The sequence below is a fragment of the Mesorhizobium sp. M7A.F.Ca.CA.004.12.1.1 genome (assembly GCF_003997835.1).
In the GTDB taxonomy this organism is placed as follows: Bacteria; Pseudomonadota; Alphaproteobacteria; order Rhizobiales; family Rhizobiaceae; genus Mesorhizobium.
In genome coordinates this window covers 1-1,003 of record NZ_RZRK01001291.1, presented here as the reverse complement: position 1 = coordinate 1,003, position 1,003 = coordinate 1, and the positions used below count along the sequence as shown (strand labels likewise).

2 protein-coding genes are annotated in these 1,003 nt (G+C 59.6%); both read right to left on the bottom strand.

Annotation, left to right across the window (positions count from 1 at the left end; genetic code table 11):
• A partial coding sequence (locus EN984_RS35885; protein WP_206517576.1) for an outer-membrane lipoprotein carrier protein LolA occupies positions 1-333 on the bottom strand: 333 nt, incomplete at its 3' end.
• Positions 334-385: 52 nt separating this feature from the next.
• Positions 386-649, bottom strand: coding sequence for a YMGG-like glycine zipper-containing protein (locus EN984_RS35880; RefSeq protein ID WP_127268100.1), 264 nt, complete (start codon positions 647-649; stop codon positions 386-388).
• Positions 650-1,003 lie beyond the last annotated feature (354 nt).

Sequence of the window (1,003 nt, the reverse complement as noted above, 5' to 3'; positions counted from 1 at the left end):
CTTCGAGAGAGCATAGAGCCGCGATGTCTTCAGTTTCCTGTTGTAAACCACCAGGGATTTACCATCCGCAATCACGCTGATCCCAGATTGGCCAGCATAATTGAACCGGATCTTGCCCGGGCGTTGGAGAAAAAACCTGCCATGTTTTCTTTCCGCCTTCGGGCCCGACTGCACGAAATCCCCTGACATAGATTTCACCGATGAGAAGTGATCGGCAATCGTCTTCGCATCAACCGGCGCGGCCGAAATCGCAATCGTGGACGCGATATTCAACGCGGCAGCGCCAACAGCGGCAAACAAGAAACCCGGCAACTTTTTGATCCGATAGGCCATTCGATTAACCCCCAAGCAGACGCGTGATCGAAGGAGATCACGCGTCTTGAGATCAGTAACCGTCCGGGCACCGTGCGACGTAAACCCGGCCGTACCGATCGCGATATCTGCACTGGCCGGCTTCGCTGGCGTGGCCGATGACCGCCCCGGCTATCGCTCCGACCGCACCGCCGACAACCGCTCCTTCCACAGGGTCTCCGGCCACCGCGGCGCCTACGGCCGCGCCACCCAAGCCGCCGACGGCGGCGCCTTGTTCGGTACGGGAGCACGCCGAGAGCGGAATGAGCAGGCTCAAAATGAGCAGCGTCTTTTTCATCGTTTCTCTCCTGAGGCTACTATTAGCCAAAGCTTAAATGCTTAAGAGAGCTTTTCGATCCATCGACCGTTGCCTGCCATTCAAGCCTGGCCGTGGCGGAGCCGCGCGCCTTCGGCTCAAATCGTACCCTCACTGGTGGACGGGTGCGCGAAGTCGTCGCTTGGTGCAAACGTTGGCCGTGGACTTCCGCACTCGCACAAGGGAGAACGGATGAAACAGAGGACAGGATCCGCGGCGAACCGAACGGGCCAGGCTGATTGCGCGCCTGGCCAGCAAGGTTTGGAAGTCGACCCGAACTAAGCCGGCTGCAGTTCCCTGCGTGGCAGTGGCGGGAAAGCGATGGCGATGCCGACC

Excerpts from the sequence above, each read along its gene's own strand:
- EN984_RS35880 (WP_127268100.1), bottom strand. The coding sequence starts at position 649 with ATGAAAAAGACGCTGCTCATTTTGAGCCTGCTCATTCCGCTCTCGGCG.